Consider the following 549-nt stretch of genomic DNA (forward strand, 5'->3'; position numbering starts at 1 on the left):
GACTCCTTAGTGCCCAGTTGGGTCCCATATACCTCTATGGAAGCTGCAGAGGAGGTCTTCGTCTTCTCCCTCAAGCTCATGACCGATGACTGGAGATTCGAGAGGCCTTCTAACCAATACTTCCTGGGTGACATCATAAATCTTGAAGCATCTGTGCTTTCATACAGCCATGTTCCCATCCGTGTGTTTGTGGACAGCTGTGTGGCTACAATAGTCCCTGATGTCACATCTGTCCCCAGATACTCCTTTATTGAGAACAATGGGTGCCTGGTTGATGCCAAGCTCACAGGCTCCAGATCTCACTTCATGCCTCGAACTCAAGGTGACAAGTTGCAGCTTCAGCTAGAGGCTTTCAGGTTCCAGCAACCAGACAGTGGACTGGTTTACATCACCTGCATGGTGAAGGTGGCCGTAGCAACAACGACTCCAAATCCTGAACAGAAAGCTTGTTCCTTCTCTGCTAATGGTTGGGTGTCTGCAGATGGTTCTGACCAGGTGTGTGGCTGCTGTGACTCCACATGTAGTAACCGAAGAGGAAGTGACCAGCCC

General features: G+C 50.3%; 1 protein-coding gene. It reads left to right on the forward strand.

The genetic code is table 11. From position 1 onward, the window contains the following. Positions 1-36: 36 nt before the first annotated feature. Positions 37-549 (forward strand): zona pellucida domain-containing protein (locus tag GQS58_RS16940; protein ID WP_166388068.1); only part of this gene is annotated, 513 nt, incomplete at its 3' end.

Source organism: Polaribacter sp. 11A2H, assembly GCF_011379025.1.
Taxonomy (GTDB): Bacteria; Bacteroidota; Bacteroidia; order Flavobacteriales; family Flavobacteriaceae; genus Polaribacter.